At 64.6% G+C, this 23,862-nt stretch carries 21 protein-coding genes; 11 read left to right on the top strand and 10 right to left on the bottom strand.

What is annotated here, in order from left to right; all coding sequences use genetic code 11:
* Nucleotides 1-264: 264 nt before the first annotated feature.
* From L6637_RS33815 to L6637_RS33805, 3 genes are read right to left on the bottom strand one after another with little or no spacing between them, the layout of a single operon-like run.
* Nucleotides 265-1,701, bottom strand: coding sequence for a TIGR01777 family oxidoreductase (locus L6637_RS33815; protein WP_237873325.1), 1,437 nt, complete (start codon nucleotides 1,699-1,701; stop codon nucleotides 265-267).
* A complete protein-coding gene (locus tag L6637_RS33810) occupies nucleotides 1,698-2,363 on the bottom strand; it encodes a DUF4166 domain-containing protein (RefSeq protein ID WP_237861566.1) in 666 nt (221 codons plus the stop codon). The genes L6637_RS33815 and L6637_RS33810 overlap by 4 nt, the downstream gene beginning before the upstream one ends.
* Nucleotides 2,364-2,379: 16 nt before the next feature.
* Nucleotides 2,380-2,937 carry a GbsR/MarR family transcriptional regulator gene (locus L6637_RS33805; protein ID WP_237873323.1) on the bottom strand — a complete coding sequence of 186 codons (558 nt, stop codon included), beginning with the start codon at nucleotides 2,935-2,937 and terminating at the stop codon, nucleotides 2,380-2,382.
* A gap of 152 nt (nucleotides 2,938-3,089) precedes the next feature.
* On the opposite strand from L6637_RS33805, the gene L6637_RS33800 reads away from it, so the two are divergent.
* Complete coding sequence (locus L6637_RS33800) at nucleotides 3,090-4,610, top strand: PAS domain-containing sensor histidine kinase (RefSeq protein WP_237861564.1); 1,521 nt, start codon at nucleotides 3,090-3,092, stop codon at nucleotides 4,608-4,610.
* A gap of 40 nt (nucleotides 4,611-4,650) precedes the next feature.
* Here the strand turns inward: L6637_RS33800 and L6637_RS33795 are convergent, their stop codons facing one another.
* The 4 genes from L6637_RS33795 to L6637_RS33780 all read right to left on the bottom strand — a co-directional run bounded on the left by L6637_RS33795 (nucleotide 4,651) and on the right by L6637_RS33780 (nucleotide 9,234).
* Nucleotides 4,651-4,950: an acylphosphatase gene (locus L6637_RS33795; protein ID WP_237861563.1), complete on the bottom strand. Its 300-nt coding sequence runs from the start codon at nucleotides 4,948-4,950 to the stop codon at nucleotides 4,651-4,653.
* Nucleotides 4,947-5,813 carry an isocitrate lyase/PEP mutase family protein gene (locus tag L6637_RS33790; RefSeq protein ID WP_237873322.1) on the bottom strand — a complete coding sequence of 289 codons (867 nt, stop codon included), beginning with the start codon at nucleotides 5,811-5,813 and terminating at the stop codon, nucleotides 4,947-4,949. Before L6637_RS33790 ends, L6637_RS33795 begins: the two co-directional genes overlap by 4 nt.
* Nucleotides 5,814-5,970: 157 nt before the next feature.
* Nucleotides 5,971-7,986 (bottom strand): acetyl-CoA carboxylase biotin carboxylase subunit, encoded by a 2,016-nt coding sequence (locus L6637_RS33785; protein WP_237873321.1) that lies wholly within the window; start codon nucleotides 7,984-7,986, stop codon nucleotides 5,971-5,973.
* 177 nt (nucleotides 7,987-8,163) lie between these two features.
* The gene (locus L6637_RS33780; RefSeq protein WP_237873320.1) at nucleotides 8,164-9,234 is read right to left on the bottom strand and encodes a zinc-binding metallopeptidase family protein; all 1,071 of its coding nucleotides are present in this window, start codon (nucleotides 9,232-9,234) and stop codon (nucleotides 8,164-8,166) included.
* A gap of 215 nt (nucleotides 9,235-9,449) precedes the next feature.
* Here L6637_RS33780 and L6637_RS33775 point away from each other — a divergent pair, with 215 nt between their 5' ends.
* From L6637_RS33775 to L6637_RS33755, 5 genes are all read left to right on the top strand, one after another.
* A complete protein-coding gene (locus L6637_RS33775) occupies nucleotides 9,450-11,927 on the top strand; it encodes a PAS domain S-box protein (RefSeq protein ID WP_237873319.1) in 2,478 nt (825 codons plus the stop codon).
* A 12-nt stretch (nucleotides 11,928-11,939) separates the two neighbouring features.
* The gene (locus tag L6637_RS33770) at nucleotides 11,940-12,380 is read left to right on the top strand and encodes an EamA family transporter (protein WP_237861555.1); all 441 of its coding nucleotides are present in this window, start codon (nucleotides 11,940-11,942) and stop codon (nucleotides 12,378-12,380) included.
* A gap of 66 nt (nucleotides 12,381-12,446) precedes the next feature.
* Nucleotides 12,447-13,724, top strand: coding sequence for an MFS transporter (locus L6637_RS33765; protein ID WP_237862552.1), 1,278 nt, complete (start codon nucleotides 12,447-12,449; stop codon nucleotides 13,722-13,724).
* 22 nt (nucleotides 13,725-13,746) lie between these two features.
* Nucleotides 13,747-14,997, top strand: coding sequence for an arsenic transporter (locus L6637_RS33760; RefSeq protein WP_237873317.1), 1,251 nt, complete (start codon nucleotides 13,747-13,749; stop codon nucleotides 14,995-14,997).
* A 97-nt stretch (nucleotides 14,998-15,094) separates the two neighbouring features.
* Nucleotides 15,095-15,322, top strand: coding sequence for a hypothetical protein (locus L6637_RS33755; RefSeq protein ID WP_237861553.1), 228 nt, complete (start codon nucleotides 15,095-15,097; stop codon nucleotides 15,320-15,322).
* A 51-nt stretch (nucleotides 15,323-15,373) separates the two neighbouring features.
* Here L6637_RS33755 and L6637_RS33750 read toward each other — a convergent pair whose 3' ends face one another.
* Both L6637_RS33750 and L6637_RS33745 read right to left on the bottom strand, forming a co-directional pair.
* The gene (locus L6637_RS33750) at nucleotides 15,374-16,738 is read right to left on the bottom strand and encodes an MFS transporter (protein WP_237861552.1); all 1,365 of its coding nucleotides are present in this window, start codon (nucleotides 16,736-16,738) and stop codon (nucleotides 15,374-15,376) included.
* A 41-nt stretch (nucleotides 16,739-16,779) separates the two neighbouring features.
* Nucleotides 16,780-17,544: a GntR family transcriptional regulator gene (locus L6637_RS33745; protein WP_237861551.1), complete on the bottom strand. Its 765-nt coding sequence runs from the start codon at nucleotides 17,542-17,544 to the stop codon at nucleotides 16,780-16,782.
* Between the two features lie 180 nt (nucleotides 17,545-17,724).
* On the opposite strand from L6637_RS33745, the gene L6637_RS33740 reads away from it, so the two are divergent.
* Genes L6637_RS33740 through L6637_RS33730 form a run of 3 tightly spaced genes read left to right on the top strand, consistent with a single transcriptional unit; the run spans nucleotide 17,725 to nucleotide 20,758 of the window.
* Nucleotides 17,725-18,924 carry a mandelate racemase/muconate lactonizing enzyme family protein gene (locus L6637_RS33740; protein ID WP_237861550.1) on the top strand — a complete coding sequence of 400 codons (1,200 nt, stop codon included), beginning with the start codon at nucleotides 17,725-17,727 and terminating at the stop codon, nucleotides 18,922-18,924.
* A gap of 10 nt (nucleotides 18,925-18,934) precedes the next feature.
* Nucleotides 18,935-19,702: an SDR family oxidoreductase gene (locus L6637_RS33735; protein WP_237873316.1), complete on the top strand. Its 768-nt coding sequence runs from the start codon at nucleotides 18,935-18,937 to the stop codon at nucleotides 19,700-19,702.
* 24 nt (nucleotides 19,703-19,726) lie between these two features.
* Nucleotides 19,727-20,758, top strand: a complete 1,032-nt coding sequence (locus L6637_RS33730) for an L-idonate 5-dehydrogenase (protein WP_237873314.1) — start codon at nucleotides 19,727-19,729, stop codon at nucleotides 20,756-20,758.
* A 1-nt stretch (nucleotide 20,759) separates the two neighbouring features.
* Here L6637_RS33730 and L6637_RS33725 read toward each other — a convergent pair whose 3' ends face one another.
* Nucleotides 20,760-21,626, bottom strand: coding sequence for a DUF3280 domain-containing protein (locus L6637_RS33725; protein WP_237861546.1), 867 nt, complete (start codon nucleotides 21,624-21,626; stop codon nucleotides 20,760-20,762).
* 188 nt (nucleotides 21,627-21,814) lie between these two features.
* Between L6637_RS33725 and L6637_RS33720 the strand changes: the two genes are divergently transcribed.
* Both L6637_RS33720 and L6637_RS33715 read left to right on the top strand, forming a co-directional pair.
* On the top strand, nucleotides 21,815-23,200 hold the full coding sequence (locus L6637_RS33720; protein ID WP_237873312.1) for a sensor histidine kinase: 1,386 nt from the start codon (nucleotides 21,815-21,817) through the stop codon (nucleotides 23,198-23,200).
* Entirely contained in the window at nucleotides 23,197-23,850 is a 654-nt protein-coding gene (locus tag L6637_RS33715; RefSeq protein ID WP_237873310.1) for a response regulator, read from the top strand. The genes L6637_RS33720 and L6637_RS33715 overlap by 4 nt, the downstream gene beginning before the upstream one ends.
* Nucleotides 23,851-23,862: the final 12 nt, after the last annotated feature.

Below are 23,862 nucleotides of genomic sequence, written 5' to 3'. Positions count from 1 at the left end.
TGAGCGAACTCGAAATGACTCACCGAGCCATATCACAAGCGCTGATGGCATCCCGCTCAGCAGGCAGGTGAGGATCAATGCGATTGGTAAGGCAAACAAGACCAGGGCGACGATAGGAGCTAATCCATCGGGAAAGCCTCGATCTGGAAGAGACAGAATTGTGGCGAGAAACGGCAACACTCCCAATGTCGCAGTTGCCGCCAGGCATCCGCGAAACCAGCCGTTAAGAGCACGAGGACATGCGGCGCAAGCCATGACATCACCTCACAATATCGCCTCGAATGCGCTACGCAGCGTCTCATGCCGGAACACAAAGCCGCGGCTCAGCGCCTTGTTCGGCAGCACGCGCTGACCGCCGAGCAGCAGCTCGTCGGCAAACCCGCCGCCGATCCGGCGCAAGAGGCCGCCAGGAATGCGGAACACCGCAGGCCGATGCAGGCGACGACCGAGCTCCTCGGTGAACTTTGCGTTGGTGACTGGGATTGGCGCCGTCGCGTTGACGGGCCCGACGAGATCCGGCGTCGCCATCACGTAGGCGATCAGGCGAATGAGATCGTCCCGCTCGATCCACGACATCCATTGCCGCCCCGTCCCGAGCGGTCCGCCGAGCCCGAACTCGAACGGCGTCAGCATGCGCGTGATGAAGCCGCCTTCCGTGCCGAGCACGAGGCCGATACGCAGATTGACAACACGGACGCCGAGCTCCTCCGCCGGCCGCGCCGCTTTCTCCCAGGCCGCGCACAGCTCGTGGCTGAAGCAGGCGTGAGACTTTGCGGACTCGGTCAGCACCTGATCCGCCCACAGGCCATACCAGCCGATCGCGGAGCCGCTGACGAGCACCTCCGGCTTGCGTTCGAGCCGCGCGATCAGCTTGACGACCTCGCCGGTCATATCGACGCGCGAGCCGATGATCTTTGCGCGCTTGGCCTCGGTCCACAGGCCGTTGCCGATCGGCTCGCCGGCGAGATTGACGATGGCGTCGATATGCGTGTCGGCTGTGAGCTGATCGAGGCCAGTGATCAGCGTCACCGGCGGCGGCAGTATCTCGGCTTTGGCTGGGTTGCGGATCAGCGCGATGACGTGGTGCCCTGCTCCGCTGAGGCTTGCCGCAAGGCGGCTGCCGATGAAGCCGGTGGCGCCTGTTATCAATACGGTCTTGCGGCCAGGCAGCTTTTCGACGAGATCGTCCGCGGGAACGCTTCGCATGCGGCCAAGGCGGCGCATCGCGGCAAAATCCCTGAGACCGCAGAGCGCCGCGCCGACCGCGCAGGCGGTCGCGGCGATGCTGAGCAGGCCCTGATTCACGACCGCTACACCGATGGGCTGCATCGCCCAGCCGATCAGCACCGGCAACAGCAGCACCAGGATGGCGCCGTAATTGATCGCGAGCAACGTGTGATTGATCCGCTCGCTCGGCGGCAGCTTGCGGCTCAAATCCTCCTCGACGAAATCCATCAGCGTGATGACGATCTCGGCAACCAGCACGGCGACGATCAGCAGCGCCAGCACGCCATAGGCCTCGAGCCAGCCGAGTATGAGGAACAGCAGCGCATAAAACATGTTGCGGATGCCGTGCAGCTTCAGCTCGAAGCGCTGCGACGGACGCCAGGCGAGGCGCTCGGTGAACTCGTGGTGATAAAAGGTGTCGAATACGCCCATCACGATTTGGATGGCTATGAGCGTCCACAACAGCGCCGTCATGATACGGCCTCCCTGAACAAGGCGGACTGGTGGATCAGCGCGCCGTAACGTGGATGAATGACATCGAGGGTGAAGCGGAAGGCGCCCTCGCCGAGATCGCTGTGCGTCACGGTGAGGTCACCCGGCGTGAGCCATTGCGGCAGCGGGATCCAGAGGCGCCCGAGCTGCAGGCCGTAGCCTGCACTGCGGAAGGTCAGCGCCTCGCCTTCGACGGCGATGCGCAGGGCCATGGAGACGCCGAAGCCAACATATTCCTCCAGCCTGGTCGGGCCGGCGAAACGCTTGGCCGAATGGATCACCTGTGGAAAGCCGCGCTTGCGCGCGCAGATGCGGGTCCAGGTCTGACCGCCTGTCACACCGTCCTCGGTGACAGTCACGATCATCGGCACGCCGGTGTCACGCCCCGTGGGAAGTGGCCCGCCGATCAGGCGCGCGGCTTGCGCAAACCACCAGCCGATGTCGCTGAAGACGACCTCGTCGACCACGCCGACATAGACTACGCTGTCGCCATCGGCGACGCGTTTTGAAAAACGCCGCCAGGTTGCAAGCGGCAATCGGCCCCAATCCTCGTCCGACAGTAGCGAACGGAAGCGGCGGTCATCGAGCAGTTTGATGTGAGCGGAAGTTGGTGCGTTGGAGCCTGATAATCTTGCCGACGTCATCGCACCCTCCTCACACCTATTTGGCCTTGCCCAGCGGCAGCAGGTTGGCGATCTTCTCGCCAAGCCGCATCAAGGCGACCACCCGTGGCCGGGGCACTTTCAGCATCTGCATGAACCAGTGGTCGGCGAGCTCGGTGAAGGCGAGCATCTCCTTCAGCCGTTTGCTCGCGACCGGATTGATGGTCGGATCGTCGGCCGCATCGGTCACGCAGGCCCGCAGCGCAGTGATCGCAGGATCGAGCTCGCGCTCCTTGCGTCGCGCCGCAATGCGGGCTGCGACCTCCCAGATGTCGGTCTCCGCCTCGTAGTGATCGCGGCGATCGCCGAGGATCGGCACGCGCCGGATCAGGTTCCAGGCGAGCAGCTCCTTCAGCGAATTGGAGACGTTGGACCTGGCCATGCCGAGCGTGTCGGCGATGTCCTCCGCCGTCATCGGCGCCTCGGCGAGATAGAGCAGCCCGTGGATCTGGCTGACCGAGCGGTTGACACCCCACTGATCGCCCATGTCGCCCCAATGCAGGATGAAGCGCTCAACCGCGGCGGGGAGTTTCTTCTTTCCGGTTATTTCTGTCATAACAGAAATATCTGACATGTGCGATTGCGTGTCAAGTGCCGTTGGAAGCCTTGCCTCCTGCATACCGTCCGCAATATTTGCCTAAAAACGTCCCAGAAAGCGGGAACCAAACGCCCTTCAGGACGTTTGCCCCCGTCGAGGCGGGGTCCGTAATGGTCAAAAAATCCAGTCAACAGAGAGACTTGTTCGAAAGCGAACGGAGTTTCCGGCTGTTGGTTGAAGGAGTCGCGGACTACGCGCTCTACATGCTCGATCCCAACGGGATCATCACGAGCTGGAACATCGGCGGCGAGCGGATCAAGGGCTATTCGCCCGACGAGATTCTCGGCCAGCATTTCTCGCGCTTCTATACCGAGACCGATCGGGCCAAGGGCAGGCCCGCCCGTGCGCTCGGCATCGCGCGCGACCAGGGCCGCTATGAGGAGGAAGGCTGGCGCGTCCGCAAGGATGGCACCTTCTTCTGGGCCAGCGTGGTGATCGACCCGATCTATGAGGACGGAACCCTGGTCGGCTTCGCCAAGATCACGCGCGACATCACTGAGCGCCGCAACACGCAGCTGAAGCTCGACGCGATGCAGACGCAGCTCGCGGAGTCGCAGAAGTTCGATGCGCTCGGCCAGCTCACCGGCGGCGTCGCACACGACTTCAACAATCTCTTGATGATCATCACCGGCAGCCTTCACATCCTCAAGAAGGGCGATCCCGACGATTCCAGGTTCCAGCGGGCAATCTCGGCGATCGAGACGGCCGCCAAGCGCGGCGCCGCGCTGACGGGCCAACTCCTGACCTTCGCGCGGCGGCAGAGCGTCAATCCGCAGGCTATCCGCTTGGCTGACCGCATCGAGGCGATCCGCGAAGTGCTTTACGCCGGCGTCGGCAGCGCCGTTCGCCTGGCCTTCGACATCGAGCGTGACGTCTGGCCGGTCAAGGCCGACGTCTCGGAGTTCGAGACGGGGCTGCTCAATCTCGTCATCAACGCGCGCGATGCGATGCCCGACGGCGGCACGGTGACGATCGGCGCGCACAACATCATCCTCGACGATCCGCTCCATAGCGGCGAATACGTCGCCATCACCGTCGCCGATACCGGGCTCGGCATCCCTTCCGACGTCGTCGACAAGATCTTCGAGCCGTTCTTCACGACGAAGCCGGTCGGAAAGGGCACTGGCCTCGGCCTGTCACAGGTGCACGGCTTCGCGCATCAGGCCGGCGGCACGATCAAGGTCGCAAGCGAGCTCGGCAAGGGCACGACCTTCACCATCCTGCTGCCGCGCGAAACTGGGACCGCACCGAGCCAAACGCCCGAGGTGGCGCCAGCGCGCGGCAGCGGCACGGTGCTGCTGGTCGAGGACAACCCAGATGTCGCCAACGTCAGCATCGGACTGCTGGAGCAGCTCGGCTACAGCGTGCGCCGCGTTTCGGATGCCGAGTCCGCGCTACGCGAGCTCGAGAAAAACGGCGTCGACTTCGTCTTCTCCGACATCGTCATGCCCGGCAAGATGGACGGACTCGGCCTTGCCCATCTCCTGCGCCAAACGCGCCCAGACCTGCCAATCCTGCTCGCCAGCGGCTACAGCGAAGCCGCCGCTGGCGTCCGCGGCGACTTCCCGATCCTGCGCAAGCCGTATGAGATCCACGAACTGAGCGAGGCGATCTCGAAGCTGCCGCGGTGATGGCTCACCTCCCCGAAGGAAGTGAAAACCGCAGGCTCACCTACACCGTCGGCAAAACCGAGAATGCTTCCCCTGCCCGGCGCAGGTTCAGCTCATCGACGCTGGCGGTCTCGCTGGTCACGCTGTCCACGCGCGATGACGGCGGGCCGTGGCGGCACAGCGCGACCATGTCGGCAACATGCTTCGGCGCCCCCGCGAACAGCGCCTCGACGCTGCCGTCGCGGCGATTGCGAACCCAGCCTTCGAGGCCGCTCGCGCTGGCCTGATATTCGACCCAGGCCCGATAGCCCACGCCCTGAACGCGCCCACGGATCATCACCTGGAGGATCGCCCGGCTCATTTTTTCAGCCCAAGAAGATCGGCGCTGCGCGCTTTGACCTGGGCCTCCCGCATGATGCGATTGGTCAGCTCCACGGACGGCAATCCCTTCAGCGCCTTCGGCAGCGTGCCCTCGCGCAACGCCTTCTGGACGTCGTAAACGGCCTGCGTGGCGGCTGCGATCGGCGCGTGGCCCTGAAGCGCGATGCGCACGCGCTGGCTGGTGAGATAATCGATCGCGCTCAATTCGTCGGGCACGCCACCGAGCACGATCGGAAGACGCGTCGCGGCCACGACGGCTTCGAGCTCCGCGCGCGACCTGATACCGGTGAAGAACAGCGCATCGACGCCAACAGCTTCATAGGCCCTCGCGCGGCGGATGGCATCCTCGATCGAGCTCATCGAGGCAGCTCCGGTTCGCCCCATGATGACCAGCGAGGAATCGCCGCGCGCGTCGAGCGCCGCCTTCATCTTGCCGACGCCCTCCTCCAGCGAGATCAGCTGCGTCTTGGCTTCGCCAAAGGCCGCCGGCAACAACGTGTCCTCGATGGTGAGGCCGGCAGCGCCCGCCGTCTCCAGCTCTTGCACCGTGCGGCGCACGTTGAGCGCATTGCCATAGCCGTGATCGGCATCGACCAGCACCGGCAGGCTTGCGGCGCGCGACATACGCCTCATCTGCTCGGCAAGCTCGGTGAGTGTAATCAGTGTGACATCGGGATCGCCGAGTACAGCGAGCGAGGCGACCGAGCCGCCGAACATGCCGAGCGGAAAGCCAAGATCCTCGGCAATGCGGATCGAGATCGCGTCATAGACCGAGCCGGGATGGACGCAAGCCGAGCCCGACAGGATGGAGCGCAATTTCTCGCGGCGAGAACGAAAGGCCATGGTGCCCTCTCAATTGTTGCGACGCAGCCGCAACATACTCCGTCATTGCGAGCGCAGCGAAGCAATCCAGAGTCTTTCCGCGGAGGCAGTCTGGATTGCTTCGCTGCGCTCGCAATGACGGCATTAGTGGGGCCCGCTAAGGGCCTCACTCACACCCTTACGCAAACTCCAAAATCAGCGCGTCCACCGCGAGCGTCGCGCCGGCGCTGGCGTGGATCTTCTTCACAGTGCCGTCCTGCTCGGCGCGCAGCACGTTTTGCATCTTCATGGCTTCGACCACGGCCAGCGTCTCGCCGGCCTTGACCTCCTGCCCTTCGGTCACCGCGATCGAGACGACCAGGCCCGGCATCGGACAGAGCAGCTTCTTACCGGTGTCGGAGGCGGTCGTCACCGGCATCAACCTTGCCGAGGCCGCTTCCGCTTCGGTCCAGACATAGACCGGCACCTCGACGCCCTGATGCGCGAGGCGGATGCCGTTCGGAATCGGCCGAGTTTGCACCGCGACGAATTGACCGTCGATAGTGCCCTGCCAGACCGGGTCGCCCGGCTTCCACGACGACTGCAACAGATGCGCCTTGCCGGCCTTGCCGTCAGCATCGACGAAGCGGATCGCGATCGCATCGCCCTCGCGGGCAACCTCGAGCGGGATCTCCTGGCGGTCGAGCCAGACCGCGCGGCGGCGCTCGCGCTGCACGGCACGCCCGCCCAGTTGCCCCGAGATCTGCCGCTTGCGCTCACCCAGCACGTGATCGATGGCGGCGCCTACCGCGGCGATGCGACGCGCAACCTCGCCCTCGGGCACGCGCACGGAAAAGCCCTTGGGGAATTCTTCTGCGATGAAGCCGGTCGACAGATTGCCTTCGCGCCAGCGCGGATGATGCATCAGCGCAGACAGGAACGGGATGTTGTGCCTGATGCCGTCGACATAGAATGAGTCGAGGGCGGTCGCCTGCGCCTCGATCGCGGCCGCGCGCGACGGCGCATGGGTGACGAGCTTTGCGATCATCGGATCGTAATAGATCGAGATCTCACCGCCTTCCTGCACGCCGGTGTCGTTGCGCACGGTGATGCCGTCCTTGCTCACTTCCGCCGGCGGGCGATACTTCACCAGGCGGCCGATCGAGGGCAGGAAGTTGCGGAACGGGTCTTCGGCGTAGAGGCGCGATTCCACCGCCCAACCCGTGAGCGTGACGTCCTTCTGCGTCAACGCGAGCTTCTCGCCGGCGGCGACGCGGATCATCTGCTCGACGAGGTCGACGCCGGTGACGAGCTCGGTAACGGGATGCTCGACCTGGAGACGCGTATTCATTTCCAGGAAGTAGAAGCTCTTGTCTTGCCCTGCGACGAACTCGACGGTGCCGGCGGAATCATAGTTCACGGCCTTCGCCAGTGCGACCGCCTGCTCGCCCATCTTGCGGCGGGTGGCCTCGTCGAGCAGCGGCGACGGCGCTTCCTCGATAACCTTCTGGTTGCGGCGCTGGATCGAGCATTCGCGCTCGCCGAGATAGATGACGTTGCCGTGCTTGTCGCCCAACACCTGGATCTCGATATGGCGGGGATCGACGATGAACTTTTCAACGAAGACGCGGTCGTCGCCGAACGAGGCTTTGGCTTCGGCCTTGGCGAGATTGAAGCCCTCGGCAACCTCGGCCTTGGAATGGGCAATGCGCATGCCCTTGCCGCCTCCGCCGGCGGAGGCCTTGATCATCACGGGGTAACCGATCTCGTCGGCGATGCGGACCGCATGCTTGTCGTCCTCGATCACGCCGAGATAGCCAGGCACGGTCGAGACCTTGGCTTTGGCGGCCGCCTTCTTGGATTCGATCTTGTCGCCCATTGCGGCGATCGCGCCGGGGTTCGGGCCGATGAAGACGATGCCGGCCGCTTCCAGCGCCCGCGGAAACGCCTCTCGCTCGGACAGGAAGCCGTAGCCGGGATGCACGGCCTCGGCGCCGGTCTTTTTGCATGCCTCGACGATCTTCTCGATCACCAGATAGCTCTCGGCCGCGGCCGGCGGGCCGATCAACACGGCCTCGTCGGCCATCTCGACATGTACGGCGTCGCGGTCGACCTCGGAATAGACGGCAACCGTCTGAATTCCCATCTTGCGGGCGGTCTTGATGACCCTGCAGGCGATTTCGCCGCGGTTGGCGATCAGGATGCGTTTGAACATGATTTTCTTGAGCTTCGTCCCCTGGGCGGGACCCTACCCCACGCCTTGGCGGGCCGGTGGGACGGGGCCGTATCCTGTCGTGGTACAGCAAAATTGGCCGGAGGCAACGGGCAAAATCCAGCCCGCTCTGGCGTACCAGCGCAAGACCGGCACGGGCCTGGCGAGCCCCTGGCCGCCCTATGGCTTCCCGGCTTTGGCCACGTTGCGGACCAGGCTGTGAATAAAGCCGAGCTTGGCGACCACGGCCGGCGACAGGATGAAGGGATAGAGGTCGCGCAGGCCCATGGCGCGGTTGACGCTGTTCATGGCGAAGGTGAAGGGCAGCCATGCGTCGACGATCGCCTCGACGCCTTTAGCCTCATAAGGATTGAAACGGATCCGCGTCGACAACTCCCCGTCGCGGTCGACCTTGGGGCGCACCTCCATGCCGAACTCGCCAGCCATCTCCAGCGTATCGACGATGTGAAGGTAGTGCGCCCAAGTCTCAGCGAAATCTTCCCACGGGTGCATCGTCGCATAGGCCGAGACATAGTTCTGCTGCCAATCCGGCGGCGGCCCTTCGGCATAGTGCCGCTGCAGGGCCTCACCGTAATCGGCGGAATCGTCGCCGAATACGGCACGGCATTCGTCCACTCTGCCGCCCTCGCGCACCAGCACGTCCCAGAAATAGTGCCCGACTTCGTGGCGGAAATGCCCGAGCAGCGTGCGGTACGGCTCGCCCATCTCCAGCCTGCGCCGCTCGCGCTCGATGGTATCAGTCTCGGTGAGCGCGATCGTAATCAGGCCATTGTCATGGCCGGTCATGATCCTTTGCCCGGTGTTGGGATCATCGGCGAGGAAATTGAAGATCAGGCCGTGCTCGGGATTGTCCTGCCGGGTCTGAAGCGGCAGATTCCAGCGGACCAGCGAATAAAACAGCCGGTGTTTTGCCACCTCCAGCTCGCGCCAGCCGGCGAGCTGCGCGGGGTCTGAGAGATCAGGCACGATGCCGTTATGGCGGCAGGCACGGCAATAGCCGGTGGAATCGCCTGCATCGGTCAGCCAGTTGCAGGCATCGTAATCGGCATTGCGGCAGAGCATCCGGCGTTCGCCCTTGTCCGCAAGCGTCTTCCAACCCTCCCCGTCAGGCTCGATCGCTGGCATCGTCTCCTTGTCCGGCAGGAAGGCGACCCGGTGGCCGCAGCGTTCGCAGGCTCGGTTCTCGAAATAGAGAACGTTGCCGCAATCCTGGCAAACGAAGAGCTTCAAGATTGAGCCTCTTGGGAAAGGGTGTCTTACTGATATCAAATGTGGCGCCACGCACATACGCGCGCAGACCGCTCATCGTTCCTTCTTCGGGAACAAATAGCCAGCCCCCGCGTTCGTTCATACCCGCCCCATGCAGTGCGGCGGGCCTTTCCTTGACCTATTCCCTTTTGAGCAATGGCTATCGCGCTTTGTCTGTGTGAATATCGCTTCGGCACGTGCGCCTCCGCATCACAACGGCCGACGCCTTGAACGATCCTTTGCCCGAGACCATTGCCGCCGAAAGGCTGCGCCAGCACCTCGAAGAGATCGCGCGCGAGCGCGACAATGCCTATCATGCGCTTCAGGAGCGCGAGGCGGAGCTGGCGCGCATCCAGCGCATCGGCAAGGTGGGCGGGCTCGAGGTCGACTTCCGCGAAGGCTTCAAGAACCGCCGCTCGCCAGAATATCTGATGATCCACGGGCTGCCGCCCGAGGGCACCGACGAGACGCATGAGGATTGGGTCAGCCGCATTCACCCCGACGACCGCGATGCCACCGTCAAGCATTTCTTCGATGCGCTGGCCAGCACCAGCGAGGACTATACCGCCGAATATCGCATCATCCGCCCAAGCGACGGCCAGACCCGCTGGATCCGTGTCGTCGCCAAGATCGAGCGCGACCGCGACGGCCGCGCCAGCCGCCTCGTCGGCGCCCATATCGACATCACCGACCAGGCGCTCGCGCGCGAGACGCTGCGGGAGAGCGAGGAGCGGTTTCGGCTGATCGCCGACAGCGCGCCGGTGCCGATCTGGGTGACGAAGCTCGACCGCACGCGCTCCTTCGCCAACCAGGCCTATGTCGACTTCGTCGGCCTGCCCTACGAGCAGGCTATCGCCTTCGACTGGCGCAAGGTGCTGCACCCTGACGACCTGCCGCATGTGTTGCAGCAATCGGTTCAGGGCGAAGCGTCGCTCAAACCGTTCGTGCTCGAGGCCCGCTATAGGGACGCGTCAGGCGAATGGCGCTGGCTGCGCTCGGAATCGCAGCCGCGCTGGGACCCGACCGGCAAGCATATCGGCTTCATCGGCGTCGCGCACGACATCACCGTCGCCAAGCAGGCCGAGATCGAGCTACGAAAGCTCAACGAGACGCTGGAAGAGCGCATCGCCGAGCGCACCGCCGAGCTCGAATCCAACGAGGCCCGGCTGCGCGCCATCCTGGAGACCAGCAACCAGTATCAGGGTCTGGTCAACCTGAAGGGCGAGCTGCTCTACGCCAACAAGACCGCGCTCGACGGCATCAAGGCGAGTTCTGCTGAGGTCATCGGCAAGCCGTTCTGGGACACGCCCTGGTTCACCGGCACGGAACGCATGAGCGCAACCGTGCGTGAGGCCTTCGACACCGTGCTGAAAGGCGAAGCAGTGCGACTTGAGATGCGGCTGCGCCTGCCCATCGGCGAGCGTGATTTCGAGTTCGGCATGCGCCCCGTGCTCGACCGCCACGGCAACATCACCGGCGCGGTGCCAGAGGCCGTCGACATCACCGAGCGTCGCCGCGGCGAGGAAGCGCTGCGGCAGTCACAGAAGATGGAGGCGATCGGCCAGCTCACCGGCGGCGTCGCGCACGATTTCAACAACCTCCTCACCATCATCCGCTCGGCCACAGACTTCCTGCGGCGGCGCGAGCTGCCGGAGGAGCGCCGCCGCCGCTATGTCGATGCCATCTCCGACACCGTCGAGCGCGCCTCGAAATTGACCGCGCAGCTGCTGGCCTTCGCGCGCCGACAGCCGCTGAAGCCGCAGATCTTCAATGTCGGCAGCCAGGTCGAGGGCGTGGCCCAGCTGGTCCGGCCGCTGGTCGGTGGCCGCATCGAGATTGCCGTCGAGATCAACGATGCCGATTGCTTCACCGTCGCCGACATCGCGCAGTTCGAGACCGCGCTGATCAACCTCGCCATCAATGCCCGCGACGCCATGGACGGTGAAGGCCGGCTCACCATTTCAGTGCGCAAGGTCCAGGGCATCCCGAACCTGCGGGCACAGTCGGCGCGCGGCGGCGACTATGTCGCGATCTCGGTCGCCGATACCGGCAGCGGCATCGCGCCGGAAAATATCGACGCGATCTTCGAGCCCTTCTTCACCACCAAGGAGGTCGGCAAGGGCACCGGCCTCGGCCTCAGCCAGGCTTTTGGGTTCGCAAAGCAGTCCGAAGGCGATATCGCCGTGACGAGCACGGCAGGCCAAGGCGCGACCTTCACCATCTACCTGCCGCAGGCTCAAAGCCCCGCGGCCGAGAAGGAAGCCGCCGCGCTCACTAGCGAAGGCGCCACCACCGGACGCGGCTATCGCGTGCTTGTGGTCGAGGACAATGACGATGTCGGCCAGTTCTCGACCGAGCTGCTGGAAGACCTCGGCTACGTCACCCGCCGCGTCGCCAGCGCGTCGGCCGCGCTCGCTATCCTCGGCGAGAACGAGTTTGCGGTCGATCTGGTGTTCTCCGACGTCATCATGCCCGGCATGAACGGCGTCGAGCTCGCCGGCGTCATCCGAGAGCGCTATCCGGGCCTTCCCGTCGTGCTCACCTCCGGCTACAGTAACGTGCTCGCTGAAAACGCCCATCGCGGATTTGAGTTGATTCAGAAGCCGTATTCGGTGGAATCGCTCTCGCGCATCCTGCGCAAGGCGATCTCGGAGAAGCTGTCGGTGGCGAGGTAAGAGAGATCTCCCATGAAACCGGCCCTCTTCTCCGCCTGGCAAACCTGGGCGCTGCTCTCCGCCTGCTTTGCCGCATTGACCGCGATCTTCGCAAAAGTCGGCATCGAGAATATCAATCCCGACCTCGCGACCTTCATCCGCACCATCGTCGTGCTTCTCGCGTTCTCGGTGCTGCTGTTCTTCACCGGACAGTTCACCGTCCCCTCTGCGGTCTCGTCCAAGACCTGGTTGTTCCTGGTGCTGTCGGGGCTCGCAACCGGCGCGTCGTGGCTGTGTTATTTCCGCGCCCTGAAGCTCGGCCCAGCGACGCTGGTGGCGCCAATCGACAAGCTCAGCGTCGTGCTGGTCGCGCTGTTCGCTTTCGCCTTTCTCGGCGAGCGGCCGACAGCGCAGGGCTGGATCGGGATCACCATGATCGGTGCCGGCGCTGTTCTCCTAGCCGTGAAGTTCTAGCCGGGAACCAAGGTCATGAGGGATCGGTTTCTGCCGGGGCGCTTTCCTGCCTCGATCGAGACACCGATGCCGAACGAAAACTCCGATCAGGCAACGCAGGCAGGCCGCGCGCTGGATGCGGCGAACTTCTTCCTCGCCGACGTCCGCGACGGGCTCGGGCCCTATCTCGCGGTCTATCTCCTCACCGAGCAGCATTGGGACGAGGCGCGGATCGGCCTCGTGATGTCGATCGCGACTATCGCGGGCATCGTAGCGCAGACACCGGCCGGCGCGCTGGTCGATGCCATCAGGGCGAAACGGTCAGTCATGGCAGCCGCCGCCATTCTCGTGACGCTGGCGGCACTGTCGTTGCCCCTGTTTCCCGCTTTCCTTCCGGTCGCGATCTCGCAAGGCATCGCGCAGGCTGCCGCCGTGATCTTTCCGCCCGCGATCGCCGCCGTCTCGCTCGGCATTTTCGGCCATGCCGCCTTCACCCGTCGAATTGGTCGCAACGAGACCTTCAACCACGCCGGCAACGCGGTCGCGGCCGGGCTTGCCGGTGTCTCCGCTTACTGGTTCGGGCCGACCGTCGTGTTTTATCTTCTTGGTGCCATGGCGGTTGCGAGCCTCGTCAGCATTCTCGCAATCCCCGAACGGGCCATCGACCACGAGCTTGCACGCGGGCTGGACGACGCCAATGCATCGCGCGAACAGCCCTCAGGTCTTGCCGTGCTCCTGACCTGCCGCCCTCTCCTCGTCTTCGCCATCTGTGTTTTGCTCTTCCACCTCTCCAACGCGGCGATGCTGCCGCTGGTCGGACAGAAGCTCGCGCTCCAGGACAAGAACATGGGCACCACCCTGATGTCGGCCTGCATCGTCGCGGCTCAATTGGTGATGGTGCCCTTCGCGATGCTGGTCGGCGCAAGAGCCGATCGCTGGGGCCATAAGCGCTTCTTCCTCGCCGCGCTGCTGATCCTGCCCATCCGTGGGGCGCTCTACACACTCTCGGACAATGCGCTCTGGTTGGTCGGCGTGCAGCTGCTCGACGGCGTCGGCGCCGGCATTTTTGGCGCGATCTTTCCCGTCATCGTCGCCGATCTCATGCGCAACACCGGCCGCTTCAACGTCGCGCAGGGCGCCGTGATCACCGCCCAGAGCATTGGCGCCGCGCTGTCGACCACCCTCGCCGGTTTCGTCGTGGTCGGCGCCGGCTACAGCGCGGCCTTCATTACCCTCGGAGCCATCGCCGCGATCGGCGCGGCCATTTGCCTGCTCGCCCTCCCCGAGACGCGACAAGTCGCCGACGGCGCCCCGCGCCGGCAGGGGAAGACATCAGCGCCGGCTTCCGCTATCGCTGCCGAATAAACTCTTTCCATAGGGATTGAACGTGCCGTCTCACGCCATCTGGGCCTGGAGCATCATCGTCGCCGCGACCGCCGGCGTCATCATCCGCCCTTTCCGCCTGCCCGAGGCGATCTGGGCCGTGCTCGGCGCCGGCGCGCTGGTGCTGTTCGGCTTCCTGCCGTGGCAGGATGCACTTGACGGCATCGAGAAGGGTGTTGACGTCTACCTCTTCCTGATCGGCATGATGCTGATCGCCGAGCTGGCTCGGCTCGAAGGCCTGTTCGACTATCTCGCTGCACTTGCGGTGGAATATGCCGGTGGCTCGCCGCAACGGCTGTTCCTGCTGATTTACATCGTCGGCACCGTCGTCACCGTGCTGCTCTCCAACGACGCCACCGCCATCGTGCTGACGCCGGCCGTCTATGCGGCGACACGGGCGGCCGGCGCCAAGCCGCTGCCTTATCTCTTCGTCTGCGCCTTCATCGCCAATGCCGCGAGCTTCGTGCTGCCGATCTCCAATCCCGCCAACCTCGTCGTGTTCGGTGCACGCATGCCGCAGCTCACCGAATGGCTGCGTCTGTTCGCACTGCCCTCGGCCGCATCGATCCTGCTCACCTACATCGTACTGCGCCTGACCCAGCACCGCGCACTGAAGGACGAGACCATCGCGCGCAGCGTGCCGCATCCCGAGCTCGGCCGCGGCGGCAAGCTGACGGCCGCGGGCATCGTCGCGATCGGTATCGTGCTGGTCACGGCCTCGGCGCTGGACAAGCAGCTCGGCTTGCCGACCTTCATCTGCGGCGTGGTGACGGCCGCCATCGTGCTGCTGATCAGCCGCCAATCGCCGCTGCCGGTGCTCAGGGGCGTGTCCTGGAGCGTCCTGCCGCTGGTCGGCGGTCTCTTCGTGATGGTGGAGGCGCTGATCAAGACGGGTGTGATCGGCCAGCTCAGCGCACTGCTGCATCAGGCTGTGGAACAGTCCGTGACGAAAGCCGCCTGGAGTGTCGGCATCGCCACCGCGATCGCCGGCAACATCGCTAACAATCTGCCAGTCGGACTCGTCGCAGGCTCGGTCACCGCCAGCGACCATCTGCCCGCGCCCGTTATCAGCTCCATCCTGATCGGCGTCGATCTCGGACCCAACCTGTCGGTCACAGGATCCCTCGCCACCATCCTCTGGTTGGTCGCGTTGCGGCGGGAGAAGATCGAGGTCGGCGCATGGCCGTTCCTCAAGCTCGGACTGCTGGTGATGCCGCCAGCCCTCATCGCGGCGCTCGCGGCGGCGATCCATTAATCGCGCGCAGTTTGCGGCGCATCAATGTGGCGCGGATAGCCGAACCTATACTGCATCTTGTCGCGCAGCCTCATGGGGCGCGGCAAGGAGGTTCATCATGCAAATTCAATCAAAGGCATTGCCGCAGAGCTTTTCCCTGCGTCGCTCGCTTCACGGCTTTTCGGCGCCGGGCGAAGCATCCCATCCGATGCTGGTCCTCAGCACCGTCGTGTTGCTGGTCCTGTTAGCCGTCGTGCAGATCGACCTGCACAGCGCCCAGCTTCAGGCCATCGGCCTGCTCGGCCACACCGCGACCGGGATCGATCCCGTCTTCCTGAGCCCGTAGGCTTGGGGCAAACCGATCGCGGCCATGAGGCCGCGACCGGATAGCTTGTCGTCAGTCGTTCTCGTAGCCGTAGACTTCCGGCAGGATGAAGATTGCAGCAAGCAATCCGATCAGCGGGAAGATCGCGACGAACAGTGTCGCGCTGGCCTGCCCGATCGCCGCGAACAGCGACGGGAACAGGAAGATCGCCAGGAACGACGGCAGCTTCACGAACATGTAGGCGAAGCCGCTGGCGGTGCCGCGGTACTTCGGCTTGGCGACCATGGTCGGGATCGTCATACAGTTCGACGCATCCCAATAATGGCCCCAGAGCATCGCGGCGGCCGCAAACGGCAGCAGCATCTTGTTGTCGGTGTAGAGCGCGAAGGCCGCGACTAGCAGCGAAGCCAGCACGATGGAGAAGCCCGCAATCGCAATGCCGCGATGGCCGATCTTGGGCGTCAACAGGGGGCCGACCCAGCCCGACAGCGCGGCGAAGCAGAACAGGCCCATCGTCACCAGATTGTTGCCGAGCACGCTCGACACGCCGACCATCACGAACAGCACCGGCAGATAGAACGCGAAGGTCGAGAACTCGCTGCCTTGCGCGAAGCAGGCGATCCAGCCGTAGATGGTGGCGCGCCAGCGGATCGGATCCTTTTTGAGGTCGGCGAGAAATGCGCGGGTCGATACCTTCGGCACCTCGACGTCCTGGTCCGGCAGCATGGCGAGATCGTCGTTGAACATCTCGCGCGCGACCTGCTTGGCCTCGCGGTAGCGTCCCTTCTGCACCAGCCACACCGCCGTCTCCGGCACGTCGTGGCGCATCACCAGGATGATCAGCGCCGGCACCGCGCCGAGGCCGAGCGTCACGCGCCACAGCATCTCGTGCTGGATGTCGAGCAGCAGGAAGATGACGATGACGCCGATGGTCAGCACCTCGCCGACGGCGAACATGAATTGCCAGCGGTTGCCCATGACCTCGCGCTCACCTTTGGCCATGGATTCCATGATGTAAGTGTAGCCGGTCGAGATGTCGGAGCCGAGCGGAACGCCGAGCAGGAAGCGGATCACGACCAGCCAGCCGACGCTGGGCACGAAGGCCTGCGCCAGGGCCAGTATGATGAACATCACCATGGTGATCAGGAACATGACGCGGCGGCCGATCTTGTCGGACAGCCAGCCGCCGAGCAGCGCACCGACCAGCGCGCCGCCCTGCGTGCCCGCGGCGGCAAGGCCGAGCATCAGCGGATCGGGATTGTACTGCTCCTTGATGAAGATCAGCACGAAGGCGATCGAATAGAGGTCCCAGGCCTCGACCAGGATCGAGGCCATCATCAGCCAGCCGACCTTGTTGCCCTTGGGGCTGTAATTGGTGATGAGGTAGCGGACCGCGGTTTCGCTCGCGGTCGGTTGCGGCATGGCCATAGTCGACATGTTTGATCCCTTCTTCAAAACTCTTTTGGTGCCGAGTCCTCTTAAGCGCCGAGCAGCGGCTCGATGCTGCAGTCGAGCAGGCGCGGATCGATCCCCGTCTCCATGCCCGTGAACATCTGGCCCATGTAGTCGATCAGCGCATCGCTCGCCTTGACGGCGTCCTCGACGCGGCGGTTCGCAACGGCACTGAGAATACCGAGGTGATGGTCGATCGTTCCCGAGAGATCGGCCTGTCCCGGCATGAAGCGGTGATGGATGTAGCCGATGCGGCGATACAACGTGTGCAGCGGCCGCAGCGTGTGCACCAGGAACGGCTCGCCCGCAGCTTCCAGCACCAGCGCATCGATGCGGCGGTCGATGCTGTTGAACTCGTCGAGGGTCAGGGTGGCGCGACGCTCGCGCAGCAGGCGCTCGATGTGCAGCGCCTGATTGCGATGCGACAGGCTGGCGCGATCTGCCGCGAGGCGAATGACAAAACGCTCCATATCGCGGCGCAGGTCCAGCAGCATGCGCTCGCGCGCCAGATCGATCGGCGCGATGTGCAGGCCGTGGCGCGGACGGATGATGATGAGCGTATCGGCGGACAGACGATTGACGGCGTGATGCACCGGCGTGCGGCCGAAGCCGGTGATCTGCTGCAATTCCAGCATGGTCATGAACTGGCCAGGCTTCAGCTCGCAATGAACCAGGAGCTCTTCAATCCTTTGATAGGCCAGCTCGAAGAAGTTGAGACGGTTGCGCCGAGAGGGCTTGCCCACTCCGTCCTCCGATCTCACCACCTCGAGCGCCCGCTTGCGCCGTGCCATCGAATTTCCTCCCGTCGGCCTGTGCTCTCGCATTGCAGGGCGGCGCCTTGTTTGTAGCATCCTTAAAACATGTTGTGATATATTACAAGCGGCGCTAAGACTTCCGCCGACACCTCATCATGCTGCGGTGCGAAATGAAAACACGACGGGCGCGAGGCGCCTTTGACGGGAGGACTTGCCGTGAAGATCACGTCGATCGAGACGCTGCGAACCGAGGAATTCTCCAACGTCATCTGGGTGCGCGTTCACACCGATAGCGGCGTGATTGGTCTCGGCGAGACCTTCTATGGCGCGGGCGCAATCGAGGCGCAGATCCACGACACCTTTGCCGGCCGCCTGCTCGGCCGTAATCCCCTGCACATCGAAGCGATCCATCGCGACATGCTGAACCTGCCGATGGCGCAGTCGTCGACCGGCGTTGAATATCGTGCAGCGTCAGCGATCGACATCGCGCTGTGGGATTTGTTCGGCAAGGTCTGCAATCAGCCGGTACACCAGATGCTCGGCGGCCTCTGCCGCGACAAGCAGCGCATCTACAACACCTGCGCCGGCACGCAATATGTCCGCTCCACCAATATCAGCCCGGTCTCGAACTGGAATCTCGGCGCGTCCAAGGGTCCTTACGAAGATCTCGACGGCTTCATGAACCGCGCCGATGCGCTGGCCGAAAGCCTGCTGGAAAGCGGCATTTCCGCGATGAAGATCTGGCCGTTCGATCCGGCGGCCCAGGAGAACAAGGGTCTCCACATCACTGCCGCGCAGATGAAACAGGCGATCGAACCGTTCGAGAAGATCCGCAAAGCGGTCGGCGACAAGATGGAGATCATGGTCGAGCTCCACTCGCTGTGGAATCTGCCGACCGCCAAGCAGATCGCGCGGGCACTCGAGCCCTACAAGCCGACCTGGTACGAAGACCCGATCCGCATGAACTCGCCGCAGGCGCTGGCCGAATATGCCCGTTCGACCGATGTCTGGGTCTGCGCCAGCGAGACGCTGGGCTCGCGCTTCCCCTACAAGGACATGCTCGATCGCGACGCCATGCATGTGGTGATGGCCGATCTTTGCTGGACCGGCGGCCTCACCGAGGGCCGCAAGATCGCGGCCATGGCCGAGACCTATCACCGGCCTTTTGCTCCTCATGACTGTATTGGCCCGATCGGCTTCATCGCCGCCATCCACATGTCCTTCAGCCAGCCCAACACGCTGATCCAGGAATCGGTGCGCGCCTTCTACAAGGGCTGGTACAATGAGCTCGTCACCACGATGCCCGTGATCAAGGACGGTTACGTCTTCCCGATGGAAGGCCCCGGCCTTGGCGTCGACCTTCTGCCCGCCGTCTTCGAGCGCTCCGATCTGATCGCGCGCCGCTCCAACGTTTGAGGATTTTGAGATGAGCACCGCCCTGTTCGACCTTTCCGGCCGCACCGCACTCGTGACCGGCTCCTCCCGCGGGCTTGGCCGCGCCATCGCCGAAGGCATGGCCAAGGCCGGCGCCAGGATCATCATCAACGGCGTCGATCCCAAGCGCGTCGAGCAAGCCGTCGCCGAATTTCGTGCGGCCGGCCATCAGGCCGAAGGTGCGGCGTTCAACGTCACCGACGAGCCCGCGATCGTCGCCGCCTTCAACGACTTCGACAAGAAGGGCATTGCCGTCGATATCCTCGTCAACAATGCCGGCATCCAGCACCGCAAGCCGCTGGTCGAGTTCACCACTGACGAATGGCGCAAGGTGATCGAGACCGATCTCACCAGCGCCTTTGTGATCGGCCGCGAGGCCGGCAAGCGGATGATCCCGCGCAAGCACGGCAAGATCATCAATATCGGCTCGCTCGGCAGCGAGCTGGCGCGCCCGACGATTGCGCCCTACACCGCGGCCAAGGGCGGCATCAAGAACCTGACCCGCTCGATGGCGGTGGAATGGGCTCAGCACGGCATCCAGGCCAATGCGATCGGCCCCGGCTACATGCTCACCGACATGAACGAGGCGCTGGTCAACAACCCCAATTTCAACAATTGGCTGATGGGCCGCATCCCCTCCAAGCGCTGGGGCAAGCCGGACGAGCTGGTCGGCGCGGCGATCTTCCTCGCCTCCGACGCCTCCACCTATGTCAACGGCCAAATCATCTATGTCGATGGCGGCATGATCGCCGCGATGTAATCGCGAACACCAGGAAACAAGACCATGCGCGCCGTCGTCATTCACGCCCCCAAGGATCTGCGGATCGACAATTATCCTGATCCGGCGCCCGGCCCGGGCGAGGTCCGTGTCAAGATCGCCAATGGCGGCATCTGCGGCTCCGACCTGCACTATTACCATCACGGCGGCTTCGGCGTTGTTCGCATTCAGCAGCCGATGGCGCTGGGTCACGAGATCGCCGGCGTGGTCGCGGCGGTCGGCGACGGCGTCAGCGGCGTGAAATCTGGGACGCGCGTTGCGGTCAATCCGAGCAAGCCGTGCAGCCAGTGCCTGCATTGCCAGGAGGGCATGCGCAACCAGTGCCTCGACATGCGCTTCCTCGGCAGCGCGATGCGCTTTCCCCATGTCCAGGGTGGCTTTCGCGAATTCATCACGGTCGACGCAACGCAGGCCGTGCCAATCTCCGACAAGCTGTCGCTGGCGGAAGCCGCGGTCGCCGAGCCGCTCGCAGTCTGCCTGCATGCCGGCAAGCAGGCCGGCCCCCTCCTTGGCAAGCGCGTGCTGATCACCGGCTGCGGCCCGATCGGTGCCTTGATGATTTTGGTCTCGCGCTTCGGCGGTGCCTCTGAGATCGTTGTCACTGACGTGGCTGATGCACCGCTCTCCGTTGCCAGCAAGCTCGGCGCCACGCACGCGATCAACGTCGCGACCAAAGCCACCGCGCTCGATCCCTGGCGCGCCGGCAAGGGCGTGTTCGACACGCTGTTCGAAGCCTCCGGCAATCAGGCCGCGCTCCGCACCGCGCTCGACGTGCTCCGCCCCGGCGCAACGCTGGTGCAGCTCGGCCTTGGCGGTGAAATGACGCTGCCGATCAATTCCATCGTCGCCAAGGAATTGCAGCTGCGCGGCACCTTCCGCTTCGATCCCGAGTTCGAACTCGCGGTCCGGCTGATGGGCGAAGGCCTGATCGACGTGAAGCCGCTGATCACGGCGACCATGCCGTTCGAGAACGCAGTCGCCGCGTTTGAGCTCGCCAGCGATCGCTCTCAGTCGATGAAGGTGCAGCTGACCTTCTGAGCTAGTGAGTCGCGACCAGCCTTTCGCTCACGAGCCGGACGGCGCCGCGCTTCCACGAATAGTCGGCGCCGAGGCGCAAGCCGCTGTCGCCGCGCGCCAGCACCGCACCGGTCCTGGTGTCACGGACCTGGAAGCCGAGCGTATATTCGGTGCGGCTGACCCGCCGCACCACGCCGATCAGCGACTGATCCGCACCGAGCTTTTGTGCGATCGCCGCCTCGCAGCCCTCACAGTCGCGGAGCGTATGCGCCTTCACGGCCTGTTCGTTCGCCGGCCCGACATCGACGAGGCGGTAGCGGCCGGATTGGCCCAGCGCCTCGCGCACGCTGCCGGTGACTTCCGCGAGGGTGGACGCATCCGATGTTGCAGACGCACCTACTGCTGCCGCTGTCGTATCCTCGAGCTCGAAATCAAACACCGCCAGCGCGACCGGTGCGGATGCGGCGAGCGCAGCCATGACCTCGCGGGAAACAAACATCTCGGCGCGGTCCCACGATTCGTCGTTGTCGCCGCGGAAGGTGTAGAGCTTGTCCATGACGACCTTTTTGGCGCCGACGTCGATCACTGCGACCTTGGCCCATTGCACCAGAGTGCTGGTCTTCTGGATGCCGCCGATCACCTTGAACGCCGCTCCCTCCTTCACCGACGGCGCCAGCCGGTAGCGCGGGTCGGCAGCAATGTCGCGCCGGAGCGCGACCATGAACGCCTGCAGTCGCCGTTCATGGGCCGCGCTCTGGTCAACCGGCTCGGCCGAGGTATCGGTGTAGCTGAAATCGTCGAGCGCAATCGTGGTCTCGGCCGCGGCTCGGCCATTCAGGCCGGCCGTGAGAAGAACGAGAAGTGGCAGCAACGACAGGGTACGGCGCATCACGGGCCTCGCATGATCGAAAGACCTCTAGGCTAGACGGACGTTTCCAACCCCGCAGCCAGCGTGCTCCCGATCAGTTCCGGGAAAATTTCACGACGTTGCACTGCGGCAAGGGTGCCGCTTTTCGCAGCCGCCGTTCTGCCCTTTAATGCGCGGGCGACAATTCCGTTCGCGTCAGGTGCCCGCCCATGTGGAACCGCCCGAGATTCGATCTCAAGGTCCGCCTGACCTTGCGCGTGGCGGCCATATCGGCCGCCTGCTTCGCCGCGATATCGGCCTATTTCCTGATCACGGCCGACCGCGCCGCACATGCGCGCATCGACGACATCGCCGCCATCGTCGCGAAGACGTTGGAGCTGCAGCAAGGCAAGGTGCTCTGGACGGCGAGCCCGCGCGCGGACTTTCCCAACCTCGATCCTGTTTCGGCCTATGTGATGACGCCCGGCCTTTGTCTGGCGTTCCGCGGGCCGGCCGGCGAAATGATCCAGCGCTTCTGTAGCGGCGCGCCTGTCACGGCCGACCTGCCGCCGCAGATATTCACGGCGTTCTACCATGGCCTGTTCGACCCCGGCCGCGAGGCGGCACGACCTGTGATCCTGCGCGGAACTAAGCTCGGCGAGGCCGTCGTGTCAGTCGACCCGGCCGTGCAGACGGCCGAGGCCTGGCACGAAGCCGGCCGCCTGATGCTCGCGCTTGCGATCGCGCTGCCGCTGTTGTGCGTGCTGGTCTATGCCGCGCTCGCCCGCGCGCTACGCCCCACCCACATGATCCGCGCCGGCCTCGAGCGGATTGCCGCCAATGACCTCACCGCACGGCTGCCACCCTTCGACCTCGCCGAGCTCTCGGCGGTGCGCGACGTCTTCAACCATCTCGCCGAAAGCCTCGACACGGCGCTCGCCGAGCGCGCCGAGTTGACTCGAAAGTTGATCGCGCTCCAGGACGAGGAGCGCCGACACCTCGCCCGCGAGCTGCACGACGAGTTCGGCCAGTCGCTCGCCGCGATCCGCGCCCTCGCCTCCTCCGCCCGCCAGACCGCGGCGCAGGAGTGTCCTTCCCTGCTCGGCGAATGCGACGGCATCGCGCGCACCGCATCGGGCATGATGGAGACACTGCGCGGCGCGCTGTTCCGGCTGCGTCCGCCTGACGTCGAGGAACTCGGCCTCGTCGCCAGCCTCGAGGGCCTCGTTGCGGGGTGGAACGGGCGTAGCCGCGGCGAGACGCGCTTTGCCATTCGTTTCGACGGCACCTTTGAGACGCTGCCAGCCACGATCAGCGCCAATCTCTACCGCATCGTGCAGGAAGCACTGACCAACGCCGCCAAGCATGCCGGAGCGACGAAGGTCAATCTCGAACTGGCGATGCACGCCGACGAGATCGCGCTCGCCATCGACGATGACGGACGCTCCACCGATCCTGTGGCGAAGTCGGGGATGGGCCTGCTCGGCATGCGCGAGCGCGTCGCGGCCCTGCGCGGCCGGCTCAGCTTTGAGGCCGGACTGCAAGGCGGCTCCGCACTGCGCGTCGTCATTCCGCTCACGGCCGCTGGCCCGCAAGCGCTGGAGCACGCGGCATGACCGCGACCATCCTGCTGGTCGACGACCATTCGGTCGTTCGCGAAGGCTATCGTTCCGTGCTCCAGAAGCAGCCGGGCCTGCGCGTCATCGCCGAGGCCGGCGACGGGGCCGAGGCCTATCGCCTGTTCAAGTCGGAGGCGCCCGATCTCGTCATCATGGATCTCAGCATGCCCGGCATCGGCGGCGTCGAGGCCGTCAGGCGCATCAGGCAATGGGACAAGGCGGCCAAGATCCTCGTCTTCACCATGCACGAGAATGCCGGCTTTGCCGTACAGGCGATCCGCGCCGGCGCGAGAGGCTACGTCACCAAGACCAGCCCGCCCGAGACGCTGGTGCGCGCCGTGATGGATGTGCTCGCCGGCAAGATCGCGATCAGCCCCGACATCGACCACGAGCTTGCGCTGAGCCGGATCAGCGGCGAGAGCTCGGCCGCCGATGTCCTCACGCCGCGCGAATTCGAGGTGTTACGGCTGCTGCTCGCCGAGAACACGAACGAGGAGATCGCCGAGACACTCCACGTCAGTCCGAAGACGGTCGCGAATCTGCATTCGCTGATCAAGGACAAGCTCGGCGTCGGCTCCGACATCGAGCTGGTCCGATTAGCGCTGCGCCAGGGGATTCTGACGGCGCCCGATCTCGGCGAGGCCTGAGCGAGGCCGGGA

Origin of the sequence: Bradyrhizobium zhengyangense, assembly GCF_022012435.1 — a bacterium.
GTDB lineage: Bacteria > Pseudomonadota > Alphaproteobacteria > Rhizobiales > Xanthobacteraceae > Bradyrhizobium > Bradyrhizobium zhengyangense.
Note: the sequence above shows the minus strand (reverse complement) of the source record. Positions and strands in the feature narration are given on the sequence as shown.